We start from the raw sequence: 13,281 nt of genomic DNA, 5'->3' as shown, positions 1-13,281 counted from the left end.
GTCGCATGACCCGATGGTAGCAGCCCGCAGCCGCGCCGGATGGACTGTTTGGTCATAACGTTATCGGCCGTTCATCCACGTTCTGCAGGCCACGAACGACTTCCAGGGGTTAACGCTTAATTTCACTAAACGTAATTCGTTTTACCATCCGTAAATCGCGTGACCTGATGTCACGGCCCGAGAACGTGGAGAGACAGCAATGAACGCACCCCTGCGGCACCCAACCGAAGTCCAGCACGGCTACATGAGCGGCTTTGCCAACGAGTTCGCGACCGAGGCGCTGGCGGGCGCGCTGCCGGAAGGCCAGAACTCGCCGCAGCGCTGTGCCTATGGTCTGTACGCCGAGCAGCTATCGGGCACCGCGTTCACCGCGCCGCGCTCGCACAACCGCCGCACGTGGTTCTACCGGATCCGTCCGGGCGCCGTGCACCAGCCGTTTGCGCCGGTCACCGCGCGCCTGAACGTGAACGGTGCACCGCGCCTCGTCGCCGATTTCGGCGAGGTGCCGCCCACGCCGCCCAACCAGCTGCGCTGGGACGCGCTGCCCATGCCCACGGAGCCCACCGATTTCATCGACGGCTGGGTGACGATGTCGGGCAACGGCTCGGCGGCCTCGATGAGCGGCTGCGCCATCCACCTGTACGCGGCGAACCGGCCGATGGTGGACCGCTTTTTCTACAACACCGACGGCGAGCTGCTGATCGTCCCGCAGCAAGGGCGCCTTGCGATTCGCACGGAAATGGGCCGCCTCGACGTCGAGCCGTTCGAGATCGTCGTGATTCCGCGCGGCGTGCGCTTCACGGTGGATTTGCCCGACAGCGAAGCGCGCGGCTATATCTGCGAGAACTTCGGCGCGCTCCTGCGTCTGCCGGACCTCGGCGTGATCGGCTCGAATGGGCTCGCGAATCCGCGCGACTTCCTCACGCCCGTCGCCGCGTATGAAGACCGCGAAGGCGAGTTCGAACTCGTCACGAAACTCAACGGCCAGCTCTGGCGTGCCGACATTGGCCATTCGCCGCTCGACGTGGTGGCATGGCACGGCAACTACGCGCCCTACAAGTACGACCTGCGCCGCTTCAACACCATCGGTTCGATCAGCTACGACCATCCCGACCCGTCGATCTTCCTCGTGCTGCACGCACCCACGGACACGCCGGGCGTCGACTCGATCGACTTCGTGATCTTCCCGCCGCGCTGGCTCGCGGCCGAGAACACGTTCCGCCCGCCCTGGTATCACCGCAACGTGGCGAGCGAGTTCATGGGCCTCGTGCACGGCGTGTACGACGCCAAGGCCGAAGGGTTCGTTCCGGGCGGCGCGAGCCTGCACAACTGCATGTCGGGTCATGGCCCGGATGCCGAGACCTTCGAAAAAGCCTCGAACGCCGATACGACCAAGCCGCACAAGGTCGGCGACACGATGGCCTTCATGTTCGAAACCCGCACGCTGATTCGCCCGACGCGCTATGCGCTCGAAACGAGCCAGCTGCAGGCGCATTACTACGAGTGCTGGCAAGGCCTCACGAAACACTTCAATCCGGAGCAGCAATGAACAGCACCCTGACCGACGACCTCAAGGCGACGCTCGACGCGAAGCGCAAGAGCTGGGTCGAGAGCGCGAACGACGCGCAGTGCGATTTCCCGATCCAGAACCTGCCGTTCGGCGTGTTCAGCACGACGGGCAATGGAGAGGCGCGCGTGGGCGTGGCGATCGGCGACCTCGTGGCCGACCTTGCGGTGCTGCACGAAACCGGGCTGCTGCGCTTGCCCGCGAGCGCGCCGCAGGACGTGTTTGCCCGTCCCGCGCTGAACGACTTCATCGCGCTTGGCCGCGACGTGTGGCGCAGCGTGCGCGTGCAGCTTTCGTCGCTGCTCGCGCTTGACACGGCCACGCTGCGCGACGACGCCGCGTTGCGTGAGCGCGCCTTCGTGAAGCTCGCCGACGCGAAGCTGCATCTGCCCGTGCAGATTCCCGGCTACACCGACTTCTATTCGTCGAAGGAACACGCGACGAACGTCGGCTCGATGTTTCGCGATCCGAAGAATGCGCTGTTGCCGAACTGGTCCGAGATGCCGATCGGCTATAACGGCCGCGCGTCGTCGGTGGTGGTGAGCGGCACGCCGGTGCGCCGCCCGAACGGCCAGTTGAAGCTGCCCGATCAGGAGCGTCCGGTGTTCGGCGCGTGCCGCAAGCTCGATATCGAGCTGGAAACGGGCTTCATCGTCGGGCGCGGCAATGCGCTCGGCGAGCCGATCGCCTGTGAAGATGCCGAGGACCACATCTTCGGCATGGTGCTGCTCAACGACTGGAGCGCGCGCGACATCCAGCAATGGGAATACGTGCCGCTCGGACCGTTCAACGCGAAGACCTTCGCTTCGACGATTTCGCCGTGGGTCGTCACGCTTGATGCGCTCGAGCCGTTTCGCGTCGCGCAGCCGGTGCAGGAGCCGCAGCCGCTCGAATACCTGCGTCACGCAGGCGACCATGCGTTCGATATTGCGCTCGAAGTGCTGATGCGTCCCGAGGGCGCTCAGGAGGCCACGACCATCGCGCGCACGAATTTCCGCCACATGTACTGGTCGATGGCGCAGCAGCTCGCGCATCACACCGTGGCGGGCTGCAACACGCGTGTGGGCGACCTGATGGGTTCCGGCACGATCTCGGGCCCCACGCCCGACTCGTTCGGCAGCCTGCTCGAACTCACGTGGAACGCGAAGAACCCGCTCGAACTGAAGAGCGGCGGCACGCGCGGCTTCATCGAAGACGGCGACGAACTCACGCTCGCGGGCTGGTGCCAGGGCGACGGCTATCGCGTGGGCTTTGGCGCCTGCGTTGGCAAGATCCTGCCGGCGTTGAAGTAACGGCGCATTCGCCTGAAAATCTGAAAAGCAAAACGGCCGGTGCGCTTCGAAAGCGCATCGGCCGTTTTTTCGCTTGTGCTCACGCTATGCCCGCGCTTGCGCGAGCCCCCGCGAGCGTTCCCAACGCAGCGCGCCGAGAAACACCAGCGCGCCCGCGAACAACACCCACAGCATCGCGTCGCGGCCCGCATGCTCCATCAGCGCGCCGGTGATGATCGGGCCGCCGAAGCTCGCCGCGCTCCACGCAGCGCTCACGAGCGCGCTCGCGGAAACGAGCGCGACGCCCTCGAAGCGCTCGCCGCACGCAACGATAGCCAGCGTGTAAATGGAGCCCGCCGCCGCGCCCAGCACGAAGAGGAGCGGCCAGCGCAGCCAGGGCGTATCGACCACGAACGGCAGGAGCGGCAGCAGCGCCGCGACGATCAGGCCCATGAGCGCATGCACGCGCTCGCGGCCTAGCCGGTCGGCGAGCCAACCGATGGGGAACTGCATGATCGTGTCGCCGAGCAGCACGACCGAGGCGAACAGCACCGCCATTTCGCTGTTAATGCCGTGGCCCATCGCGAAGAGCGGCAACAGCGATAGCGCGAGCGTGTCGAACAGCGCGAAAAAGCCCGTGGCGATGATGAGCGCGGGCATTTTCGGCATCACGTGGCGCCAGCTGCCGTGCGGCTCGTGCATGTCGGTTTGCTGCGGATTCGAGCGGATCGCCGCGAGCATCGGCAGCGCGATGAGAAAGAGCGCGCCGCAGATCGCGAAGCGCCACGCCGTGTACGCCGCGATCTGGCTCACGAGCACCGGGCCCGACATCTGGAACAGTGTGAACGTAGTCGCGTAGATGCCCACCACGCGGCCGCGGTTCGAGTCGTCGGCGAGTTCGTTGACCCAGGCCTCGCCGATCGTGAAGAGCAGCATGAGCGCCGCGCCGCACAGCATGCGCAGCACGGCCCAGAGCCACAGGTTGGCGCTTGTCTGCATGAGCGCAGTCGCAACGGCCACGGTCAGCACCGAGCCGACGATCACCTGACGTGAGCCGAAGCGCGTGGAGATCCATGCTGTGACCGGCACGACGGCGAGGCCGCCCAGCGCCTGGGCGGCCGTGAGCAGGCCGACGATGGCGGTGCCGTAGCCGGCGTCGGTGAGGGCGAGGGCGGTGAGCGGGAGTGTCGCGCCGGAGCCTAAGCCAACCACGGCTACGCTCAGGATCAGCGCGAGAAAGTCGCGGGTGAGGACGGTTTTCATCGGGCGAGATTGGGGCCTGCTCGCGCTAATAACCGGCTTGCGAACGTGCCTTTGCGGCCGCAGCGCAAGGAGTTAGGAGCGCCGTTTGGCTGAGCCAAACAAGCGACGCGCGACGCCGCAATGCGGCCGGAAAGGCGCGTTCCCCAAAAAAGAAAATGTGCATTCTACGGGCTGGGCGCCAGAAGGGCCGATCGCTGCGTCATGCTCCTCACGAATACGTCGGGTATTCGCTTCGTCTCAATCCTTCCGCTCGGCCCTTCTGGCGCCCAGCGCAAGCCTGTTATCGGCGCGAGCAGGCCCCACTACGGGCGCTCGTACTACGCGGCGCAGTTGTGCCTCACGTTGAGCATGCGCGCCTCAACGCAACGCCCGTTCGTGCACGCCTGCGTCGAAAAAGACCTCACGCGCAGGAAGTCGGCCCCGAAACGGCCACGCGGCGGCGCGTGCGCCGTTCGATCTGGGCCGAAACCAGCGTCAGCGCGAGTGCTGCGAACGCGGTGACCACGCCCACCCACGGCAGCGCCGTGAGCGGCGCGCCCGCGCTGATCGCGACGCCCCCAATCCAGGCGCCACCCGCGTTGCCAAGATTGAACGCGCCCTGGTTGAGCGTGGAGGCGAGGTTGGGCGCGTCGCTCGCGCGGTTGACGATCAGCATCTGCAGCGGCGGCACGATCGCGAACGCGAGAATGCCCCACACGAAGATCGTCGCCATGGCCGCGATCGGGTCGTGCATCGTCAGCGAGAACACGGCGAGCACCACGGCGATCATGGCGAGGAACGTGAGCAGCGAGCGCATGAGCTTCCAGTCGGCGAGCTTGCCGCCGAGCGTGCTGCCTACCGTGAGCCCGAGGCCGAACAGCAGCAGCACGAACGTGACTTCATGCGGCGAGAAACCCGTCACGTCTTCGAGAATCGGCGTGATGTAGGTGAACACCGCAAAGAGGCTGGCCGAGGCCAGCACGCTCATGCCGAGCACCATGAGCACCTGCGGGTTCTTCAGCACGCCGAACTCATGCACGAGGCTCGCCTTCTGCATTTCGATCTTCGCGGGCAGGCACACCTGCAGTGCCGCCGCCGCGACAATGCCGATGGCCGTCACGGCCCAGAACGTCGTGCGCCAGCCTGCGATCTGGCCGAGCGCCGTGCCGAGCGGCACGCCCAGCACATTGGCGAGCGTCAGGCCCGTGAACATCAGCGCGATGGCCTGGGCGCGGCGGTTCGGCGCGACGAGTCCTGCCGCGACCACCGAGCCGATACCGAAGAACGCACCATGGCAGAACGCGGTGACGATGCGCGCGGCCATCAGGATCGAGTAGTTCGGGGCGAGCGCACACAACAGGTTGCCGACGATGAAGATGCCGATCAGCCGCATGAGCGCCTGCTTGCGCGGCACGTTGGCGATGGCAATGGCGACGATGGGCGCGCCGATCGTCACGCCGAGCGCGTAGGCCGAGACGAGCATGCCCGCCGCCGGGATCGAGACGCTCAGGTCGCGCGCGACGTCGGGCAGCAGGCCCATGATCACAAATTCGGTGGTACCGATACCAAAGGCGGCAACGGCAAGGGCGAGCAGAGGCAGGGGCATGGCGTGGGGTCGGCGCGGTTCGGCAACGGGCTGAGCACGAAGCCGTTTTATTTAAGTCAACACGGAATTGTACTGAAACCTGACACAACGCATACGGCACGCTTTTCGACACTGTTGGGAAAACAACAGGTGCGCGCGCCGGACCTCGTTCACCGTTCCTTCATATTTCTTGACGATTTCTACAGGTTACGTGCATGGCGCAACGCGCTCCCGGGCCGCACGATACCTAACACGAACCCACGAGCGAAACCGTTCCCCATCCGGCCCGCCTGCCGGTGAGCGCGTCCTCGCCTCGTCCGTCCCGCGCATGACGGAACCGAACATGCGCAACCTTGCTGGAGCGATGACATGAACACGATGAACACAGTACGCATCGCAGTGACCGCAGCGGCCGCCTTCTTCGCAGCGAGTGCGTTGGCGCAGTCGCAGAGCGACGACCAGACCCAACAGGCCGCGACGCCGCCGGCGGCACAGGACGTGGGCGGCTCGCCGATGTCGACAGGCGCCTCGGGCGCGCCGATGGCGCTCACGCACGCGCAGGTCTATCAGGATCTCATACGCTCCGAGAAGTCGGGCCAGCAGAAGGCGCTGAGCGAAGGGCTCTATCACGGGAACTGAAGGGACTACGCAGACCAGGGTAGCAGGACGGCGACGCGACGCGCTCTCGCGCCTTGCGCCAACCGCTCAGCGTGTCGGGCCGCCGCCAATATGTTTTTCGATGAGCCGCATGCGCCCCGTTGGACGCCAGGGCGCGAACCACGGATTCGTGCGCAACTCGCATAGCCGCGAACTGCGCTCGGCCAGCGCCGTTTCGAGCCAGCGGAACATTTCGTCGGGCTGCGCGAGGCGCGCATAGGCCTCGGCGATGAGAAGCGGCGAGGTGTAGCGGGCCCGTCGCCGCGCGAGCAGATCTTCCAGATACCAGCGCAGCACCGCGTCATAGCCGCCCGCTTCCCAGCGGGCGCGGATGATGCCAGCGCGCGCTTGCTGGTTGCAGCGCTCGAGTGCTTCCACGGTCGCGTCCACGGCCTGCGCATACAGCTTCTTCACTTCGAACGCGGTTGCGAGCAGCTGATACACGAGCGGCGGATGGTCCATGTGCCCCGGCGCGAGATATTCGCTCACGACTTCCGCATGCCTGCCCGACATCACCATGCCGAACGCGCGCGAGCCCTGGAACGCCAGCGGATCGATGCGTTCGGCGCGCTCCATCGCTACGTCGCCCTCGGCGCGGCGGCCCGCCGCCACGAGCATGCGCGCATAGAGCCTGTGCGCCTCCGGGTAACTCGGATTGCGCCGCAGCGCGTCCTTGAAGCCGGCCTCGGCGAGATCCCAGTCCCAGTCGTAGAAGTAGCGCACGGCCGCGAGTGCGTGATGTGCCTCGGGCAGATCCGGATCGAGTTCGAGCGCGCTCTCGGCAAGCGAGCGCGCGACCGGCCAGCCATCGTCGGGGGCGACGAAGCCGTGCACCACCGTCGATCCGTAGTAGTTCGAAAGGCCCGTATAGCCGAGCGCGTAGCTCGGGTCGTGCTCGAGCGCGGACTCGAAGTACGTTCGGCTGCGCACGAAGTCTTCGCCGTCGATGCCGTGATGCGCGCAAAAGCCCGCTTCGAAATGCACGCGGCGATACCAGAAGAAACGCCCGCGCACATACGCGTCGTGTGCGGCGGGATCGACGGGCAGGCGACGCTCGAGGCGCGTGCGCTGCTGCTCGGAAAGCGTGGACGCGAGATTCTCGGCGAGCGCCGCGACCGCTTCCTTGAGGATGTCGAGCGCGCCTTGCGTGGCGCTCTCGTGCGCGCGGCTCCAGATCTGTGCTTCGTCGGAACAGCGGATAAGACGCGTGAGGATGCGCGTTTGCTGCCCCGCGCACGTGAGCGAGCCTTCGAGCACGTAGTCGAGCTTCAGTTCGCGCGCGATCTCGCCAATGCTCTTTTGCGTCGCGCGGTAACGCGCTGCCGTGGTGCGTGCGATCGTGAGCAGGCGCTCCGGGTTGAGCGCGCCGAGCGTGACCGAGATTTCGTCGGCGAGCTGGTAGCACAGGCTCTCCTGGCTCGCGTCGCCCGTGTGGTTGTCGAACGGCAGCACCAGCATGCGTACGGCGGGTGGCGCGTACTCGCTCTCGCGCGGCGTGTGCGCGTCGTGCGCGGGGGGCGATGCATCGTGAAGCTCGGAGCGCTCGGGCAGGATGCCGTCGAAGCGGTAGCCCTTGCCCTTCACCGTAATGAGGTGGCGCGGGCTGGCCGGGTCGTCGGTGAGCGCGATGCGGATCTTGCGGATCGCCGTATTCAGCCCGTTGTCCGTGTCGCGAAAGGGGCTGCCGGCCCACAGCCGGTCCACGATGTCCGCGCGCGAGAGCAACTCGCCGCGCCGGGAGGCCAGCAGGATCAGCAGATCCATCGGCAACCGCTCCAGCCGGACCTCCGCACCTGCCCGGCGTAGCTGGTACCGCTCGACGTCGAGTTCGAAGTCCGCGAAGCGGATGATTCGATCCGTCGGCATGAGATCTCTCCCGTGATGCGGGATCAGGGAAGGGGGCGCCGGGGCGGTTCGTCTGAAGATTGCCGTTAGACGCAGACGTGCTCAGCGTCATGAGACATGGCGGCAGGGGCGGGGGCAGCGGCGCGGATCAATTTCAATGTAGCGGGTCGCGCGCGCGCCTTCAAGCGCCAAGCGCAGCATGTGCTGGTCACTGACGCGTGCATCGTCCGCCTGGAAGGACGCGTGCGTGTTTTCAATCAGCGGTCTACGGATCGAGTGGTTCGCCATGACGGCCCTCGCCGGCCGCGAAGCGAGCGGCGAGTGCGAGCCCTTCGTCGAGCACCGCGCGATAGCCGTGTGCACCTTCGCGGCGCAACGCTTCGGCAATATCGGGCAGCATGCTGTGTTCGAGCGCGGAGCGGCGGTCCGCAAGCAACGCCGCTTGCGGAAGCGCTGCCAGTTGCGCGGCGAGTTGCGCGGCGGCCTCGCGCGCGCGGCCTTTTGCGACTACGCGATTGGCGAGTCCGAACGCGAGGGCTTCCTGCGCATCGATGGCGCGCCCCGTGAGGATCAGATCGAGTGCGCGCGAAAGGCCGATCAGGCGCGGCAGACGCACCGTGCCGCCGTCGATGAGCGGCACGCCCACGCGGCGGCAGAACACCCCAAGCACGGCATCTTCTTCGACCACGCGCAGGTCGCACAGCAGCGCGAGTTCGAGCCCGCCGGCCACGGCGTAGCCTGAAACCGCGGCGATCACGGGCTTGGTGAGCCACATGCGCGTGGGGCCGAGAGGGCCATTGCCACTGCCGTCCGCATGGATTTCATTGCGGCGTTCGGGGTCGGCGAGCGCGGTGAGGTCGGCGCCCGCGCAGAACGTGCCGCCCGCGCCATACAGCACGCCCGCGAGCCATGCGGGATTTTCCTCGAAGCGGGTAAACGCGGCGGCGAGTGCATTCGCTACAGGTCTGTCGATGGCGTTGCGCTGCGCGGGCCGATCGAGCACGAGAATTGCTACACGCTCTTGCGCTTCGATGCGCACGTGTTCGCCGAAGGTTTCGATGGTCATGTGCCGCTCCTCGATGCGCCCCGCATTCGTCATAAAAATTTCACGGTCCATCCGTAGCTTAGGCCGGTTTTAATTGCCCGAACCACGTTCTCCCGCGCACGCATGCAATCGACGTCCATGTCCAGCATCACCTCCGTTCCGGATTCTCCGTATCCTGCTTGTGGACCCTTCTGGACCGTCCCGTTGCCCAACCACGACGCGTATGACCATGTGCGCTTCAAGCGCGTCTTCACGACCGACGGCACGCGCCATGTCGTCGTGATCGTCGACTTGCACAAGCTGCTTCTCTGCGCCGACCGCGACGACACCGACTACGTGCTCAAGCCCGTCGACGACTGGCACAGCGGCAAGGTGCGGGGCATTCGCGAGTTTCTCGATCCCGACAACGAGCGCGTGCCGCAGATGCCGTACGTAACGATCAGCAAACGCCGCGTAGCAGGGCTGGCGGGTTGGTTCGGACTCGCGCACGAGGGCGTGGTGGCGTTTCGCAACGGCCAGCATCGTGCGCGCTACCTCGCGTGGGCGGGGGCGTCGTGGCTACCGGTGGAAGTGCACGAGCGCGAAGCGGCATTGCTGCACGAACTGTGCGGCGCGGGCGACCCGGGCCTGCTGGTTCCGGTCGACGGCAATGCGCCCAGGCCCTGAGGCGCCGCTCTTCGCGTAAGGTTGTTCTCGAACACATGTTCCCAAACCACGGGCGCGCGCATGGCGCGTGCCCGTTGTGTGTTCACGCTACGCTCAGCGGCCGGGCAGGCGCGCCAGGAGAATTCGACGGCGATGACGTTGCCGTCGTCGCGGGCGATGCGTTGTGCGCGTGTTCGAAATGCTCGACCGTGTAGTCGACGAAGCGGCGCGTCTTCGCGGGCAGATACTGGCGGCTCGGATAGACGATGGACATGCGCGCGTCCGGGTCGTCGATATCGTAGTCGGGCAACAGGCGCCGCAAGGTGCCCGCGGTGAAGTCGTCGGCAACGAGCGGCGCGGGCACGATCGCCACGCCCATGCCGGCAAGCGCCGCGAGGCGCACCATCAGCATGTTGTTGACGGCGTAGCCCGGCTGCAGCGTGACCTGCTGGGCCTGCTCGCCAGGCTTCGCGAACTGCCACGTCGCGCTGCGCTCCTCGGGCGGCAGCGCGACGGCCGCACACTGGGCGAGCTGCTCGGGCGTATGCGGCTCGCCGTGCTCGGCAAGCCATGCCGGAGCCGCGCAGGGCACGAACGTCGTGGTGCCGAGCGCGCGCGCCACGCATTCGCCGTTACGTGCGGGCGTGGCGCCGACAATGCCCACGTCGAAGCCATCTTCCACGAGATCCACGGGCCGCTCGGCGAGCGTGAGGCGCACGTTCACGCGTGGATACAGACGCCGGTAACCGTCGATGAGCGGTGTGAGCGTGGCGAGCGAGAGCGCGCCCGCGGCCACCACGCGCAGCGTGCCGCTCGGCTCGCTTTCCGTATGCGCCAGCGAGCGCTCCAGATGATCGAGTTCCTCGAGCACGCAACGACAGCCCTCGAGATAACGCAGCCCTGCCTCGGTAAGCGCGAGATTGCGCGTGGTGCGGTTGATGAGTCGTGTGTTCAGGTGCGCCTCGAGCATCGCGACGGAGCGCGTGACGAGCGCGTTGGAGACGTCGAGCTGCTGCGCGGCGCGACGAAAGCTCTCGGTTTCCGCAACCCTGACGAAGACGCGCATGGCGTGTATCTGGTTCATGTGTAGCCTCGTATGCTCGATGCATGGACCGGTTGAGGGGCGCTGCGACTGCTGGCGAAGTTGGGGAACAAAGCGATGTGCTGCGTTGTTCTGAACGATATGCCGCGAATGGACGAGGGCGGCAATCTAACAAAAATAATATTGACAGTCGCTGAGAATTACAATATCTATCTCAACACACGGCAGCATTTCGAAGCTGTAAAAGATTCAGTACTCAAATGGCATGTATTGAATGAGGAATGCGTTGCACGTTTTTGTCACTATCAACGATTTGTGCATTGCGGATAACGTGTTTGCGCCGTTCGCGCAGGCAGCGGCTATCCATTAGATCTGTCAGATTTACGACGGACTCGCCTTGCCTGCGGTAAATTGCGAGCCATTGCACTCTGTGAATACATCGTAATTCACAACCCGGAAATTAGCGCGCATTGATTCTTTTGCTGTGTGAAAGAATTGTTGCACATGGGGAAAATAGCGACCTGCATTGGCATTGCATGTTATTTAATGTGCATTGCCGCTCAATTTCGAGCACGCTTTCGGGCTAACTAAAACGTAAATCGGCAGACCAGACATGATCGTCGAATTGCTGAAGTCGCAACCCGAGATTGCCCTGTTCGTGAGCCTCGCGCTCGGTTATCTGATTGGTTCCATCCGCTTCGGGCCGATCTCCCTCGGGGGCGTGTGCGGCACGCTGATCGTCGCGCTCGTGCTGGGGCAAACCGGCGCGCGCATTGCGCCGGACCTCAAGAACATCGCCTTTGCACTTTTCATCTTCGCGCTCGGCTTCACGGGCGGTCCGCAGTTTTTCGCGAACGTCGGGCGCGGCTGGCGCTACGGTCTCCTATCGATCATCGAGATCGTCTCTGTCATGGCGCTCATCATGATCGCCGTCGTGGTGATGAAGCTCGATGCGGGTACCGCGGCGGGCCTGCTCGCGGGCGCGGCGACCGAATCGGCCGTGATCGGCACGGCTTCCGAAGCGATCACGAGGCTCGGCTTGACCGACGCCCAGGCGAGCACGCTGCAGGCGCATATCGTGACCGCGTACAGCGTGAGCTACCTCTTTGGCCTTATCACCATCGTGCTGTTCACGAGCCAGATCGCGCCGCTCATCCTGCGCATCAATCTGCGCGAAGAGGCTGCGCGACTGTATCGCAAGCTCGGCGGCGACGGCGTGCTCGACGACGGGCAACGCTTAGCGCTGCCGCCGCTCGTTGGGCGCGCGTTCAAGGTGGGTTCCGCCGCCGGCACGGAGGTCGCCGCCTTCGAGGCGCGCTTTGGCAACAACATCACGATCGAGCACGTGCTGCGCGAAGGAAGTCAGCTCGACGCCACTGCGCAGACCGCGCTGCAACCGGGCGACGTCGTGCTCGTCGCCGGGCGCCGCGAAGCGGTGATCGAGGCCGCTGGCAGCCTCGGCGAAGAGTTGCCGGGCGAGGGCTTGTTCAAGCTGCTCGCGAAGCGGGTGGACGTGATGGTCACGCGCCGCGACGTCAACGGCCTCACGCTTGCGCAGATGCGCGAGCGCGCCGCCCCGGAAGCGGGTCGCGGCATCTATGTGAGCGCGATTACGCGGCAAGACACCACGGTGCCGGCATTGCCCGGCACGGTCGTGCATCGCGGCGACGTGCTCACGCTGCTCGGTACGCCCAACGACGTGGCGCGCGGCGCGAAGCGGCTTGGCTACGTGATCCAGCAGACCCAGAAAACCGACTTTGTCTATCTCGGCCTCGGCGTCCTGGTCGGCATGATGATCGGGCGTTTCGGCGTGAACGTGGGCGGCGTCTCGCTCGTGCTCGGCACGGGCGGCGGCTGCCTGCTCTCGGGCCTCTTCTTCGGCTGGCTGCGTTCGCACTTTCCCGTGGTGGGCTCGCTGCCATCGGCTGCCGCGCAGGTGCTCAAGGACTTCGGCCTTGCCACCTTCATCGCGGCTGTGGGCCTCTCGGCCGGTCCCGACGCGATCAAGCTCGTGCGTGAGTACGGTCTTGCGCTGCCGCTCGCGGGCATTCTGATGGTGCTGATTCCGGGGCTTCTCTCACTCTGGATCGGGCGCATGTTCCTCAAGCTCGAAGCGCCGATGCTGCTCGGCGCGATTGCAGGCCAGCAGTGCAGCACACCGGCGATCAGTGCGCTCGTCGGCGTAGCCGGTAACTCGACTCCCGTGATCGGCTACACGATCACTTATGCGCTGTCGAACATCCTCTTGCCGCTCATGGGCCCCGTGGTGGTGGGGCTCGCGGCGAAGTTTGGCTGACAAGTTTGGCTGGCGTTTTTTGCTGGATCTGGCCGGCGCTGATGCACGCCTCACGGCCATCTCCGGCAGCAACGGGTGGTTCTTTC

The 13,281-nt window shown here is 65.6% G+C and carries 11 protein-coding genes; 5 read left to right on the top strand and 6 right to left on the bottom strand.

Going from position 1 to position 13,281, the window contains the following annotated elements; genetic code table 11:
* The first annotated feature begins 199 nt into the window (after positions 1 to 199).
* Complete coding sequence (gene hmgA / locus U5A65_RS27690; protein WP_321913074.1) at positions 200 to 1,549, top strand: homogentisate 1,2-dioxygenase; 1,350 nt, start codon at positions 200 to 202, stop codon at positions 1,547 to 1,549.
* Positions 1,546 to 2,859: a fumarylacetoacetase gene (gene fahA / locus U5A65_RS27685; RefSeq protein ID WP_321948541.1), complete on the top strand. Its 1,314-nt coding sequence runs from the start codon at positions 1,546 to 1,548 to the stop codon at positions 2,857 to 2,859. The genes hmgA and fahA overlap by 4 nt, the downstream gene beginning before the upstream one ends.
* A gap of 84 nt (positions 2,860 to 2,943) precedes the next feature.
* Here fahA and U5A65_RS27680 read toward each other — a convergent pair whose 3' ends face one another.
* Both U5A65_RS27680 and U5A65_RS27675 read right to left on the bottom strand, forming a co-directional pair.
* The gene (locus tag U5A65_RS27680) at positions 2,944 to 4,101 is read right to left on the bottom strand and encodes an MFS transporter (RefSeq protein WP_321913072.1); all 1,158 of its coding nucleotides are present in this window, start codon (positions 4,099 to 4,101) and stop codon (positions 2,944 to 2,946) included.
* A 400-nt stretch (positions 4,102 to 4,501) separates the two neighbouring features.
* The gene (locus U5A65_RS27675; protein ID WP_321934224.1) at positions 4,502 to 5,686 is read right to left on the bottom strand and encodes an MFS transporter; all 1,185 of its coding nucleotides are present in this window, start codon (positions 5,684 to 5,686) and stop codon (positions 4,502 to 4,504) included.
* Between the two features lie 348 nt (positions 5,687 to 6,034).
* Between U5A65_RS27675 and U5A65_RS27670 the strand changes: the two genes are divergently transcribed.
* Positions 6,035 to 6,304, top strand: a complete 270-nt coding sequence (locus tag U5A65_RS27670) for a hypothetical protein (protein ID WP_321913070.1) — start codon at positions 6,035 to 6,037, stop codon at positions 6,302 to 6,304.
* 66 nt (positions 6,305 to 6,370) lie between these two features.
* On the opposite strand, the gene U5A65_RS27665 is transcribed toward U5A65_RS27670, so the two are convergent.
* From U5A65_RS27665 to U5A65_RS27655, 3 genes are all read right to left on the bottom strand, one after another.
* Positions 6,371 to 8,188, bottom strand: coding sequence for a winged helix-turn-helix domain-containing protein (locus U5A65_RS27665; RefSeq protein WP_321948540.1), 1,818 nt, complete (start codon positions 8,186 to 8,188; stop codon positions 6,371 to 6,373).
* A gap of 87 nt (positions 8,189 to 8,275) precedes the next feature.
* Entirely contained in the window at positions 8,276 to 8,455 is a 180-nt protein-coding gene (locus U5A65_RS27660) for a hypothetical protein (protein ID WP_321948539.1), read from the bottom strand.
* Positions 8,433 to 9,233: a crotonase/enoyl-CoA hydratase family protein gene (locus U5A65_RS27655; protein ID WP_321948538.1), complete on the bottom strand. Its 801-nt coding sequence runs from the start codon at positions 9,231 to 9,233 to the stop codon at positions 8,433 to 8,435. Before U5A65_RS27655 ends, U5A65_RS27660 begins: the two co-directional genes overlap by 23 nt.
* 117 nt (positions 9,234 to 9,350) lie before the next feature.
* Between U5A65_RS27655 and U5A65_RS27650 the strand changes: the two genes are divergently transcribed.
* The gene (locus U5A65_RS27650) at positions 9,351 to 9,878 is read left to right on the top strand and encodes a plasmid fertility inhibition factor family protein (RefSeq protein ID WP_321913067.1); all 528 of its coding nucleotides are present in this window, start codon (positions 9,351 to 9,353) and stop codon (positions 9,876 to 9,878) included.
* Positions 9,879 to 9,960: 82 nt separating this feature from the next.
* Here U5A65_RS27650 and U5A65_RS27645 read toward each other — a convergent pair whose 3' ends face one another.
* A complete protein-coding gene (locus U5A65_RS27645) occupies positions 9,961 to 10,941 on the bottom strand; it encodes a LysR family transcriptional regulator (protein WP_321948537.1) in 981 nt (326 codons plus the stop codon).
* A 571-nt stretch (positions 10,942 to 11,512) separates the two neighbouring features.
* Here U5A65_RS27645 and aspT point away from each other — a divergent pair.
* A complete protein-coding gene (aspT, locus tag U5A65_RS27640; protein WP_321948536.1) occupies positions 11,513 to 13,195 on the top strand; it encodes an aspartate-alanine antiporter in 1,683 nt (560 codons plus the stop codon).
* Positions 13,196 to 13,281: the final 86 nt, after the last annotated feature.

This window comes from Paraburkholderia sp. J10-1 (assembly GCF_905220165.1).
In the GTDB taxonomy this organism is placed as follows: domain Bacteria; phylum Pseudomonadota; class Gammaproteobacteria; order Burkholderiales; family Burkholderiaceae; genus Paraburkholderia.
The sequence above is the reverse complement of the archived record's forward strand: the minus strand, read 5'-3'. Positions and strand labels throughout refer to the sequence as shown.

Excerpts from the sequence above, each read along its gene's own strand:
- hmgA (WP_321913074.1), top strand. The coding sequence starts at position 200 with ATGAACGCACCCCTGCGGCACCCAACCGAAGTCCAGCACGGCTACATG.
- fahA (WP_321948541.1), top strand. The coding sequence starts at position 1,546 with ATGAACAGCACCCTGACCGACGACCTCAAGGCGACGCTCGACGCGAAG.
- U5A65_RS27680 (WP_321913072.1), bottom strand. The coding sequence starts at position 4,101 with ATGAAAACCGTCCTCACCCGCGACTTTCTCGCGCTGATCCTGAGCGTA.
- U5A65_RS27675 (WP_321934224.1), bottom strand. The coding sequence starts at position 5,686 with ATGCCCCTGCCTCTGCTCGCCCTTGCCGTTGCCGCCTTTGGTATCGGT.
- U5A65_RS27670 (WP_321913070.1), top strand. The coding sequence starts at position 6,035 with ATGAACACGATGAACACAGTACGCATCGCAGTGACCGCAGCGGCCGCC.
- U5A65_RS27665 (WP_321948540.1), bottom strand. The coding sequence starts at position 8,188 with ATGCCGACGGATCGAATCATCCGCTTCGCGGACTTCGAACTCGACGTC.
- U5A65_RS27660 (WP_321948539.1), bottom strand. The coding sequence starts at position 8,455 with ATGGCGAACCACTCGATCCGTAGACCGCTGATTGAAAACACGCACGCG.
- U5A65_RS27655 (WP_321948538.1), bottom strand. The coding sequence starts at position 9,233 with ATGACCATCGAAACCTTCGGCGAACACGTGCGCATCGAAGCGCAAGAG.
- U5A65_RS27650 (WP_321913067.1), top strand. The coding sequence starts at position 9,351 with ATGTCCAGCATCACCTCCGTTCCGGATTCTCCGTATCCTGCTTGTGGA.
- U5A65_RS27645 (WP_321948537.1), bottom strand. The coding sequence starts at position 10,941 with ATGAACCAGATACACGCCATGCGCGTCTTCGTCAGGGTTGCGGAAACC.
- aspT (WP_321948536.1), top strand. The coding sequence starts at position 11,513 with ATGATCGTCGAATTGCTGAAGTCGCAACCCGAGATTGCCCTGTTCGTG.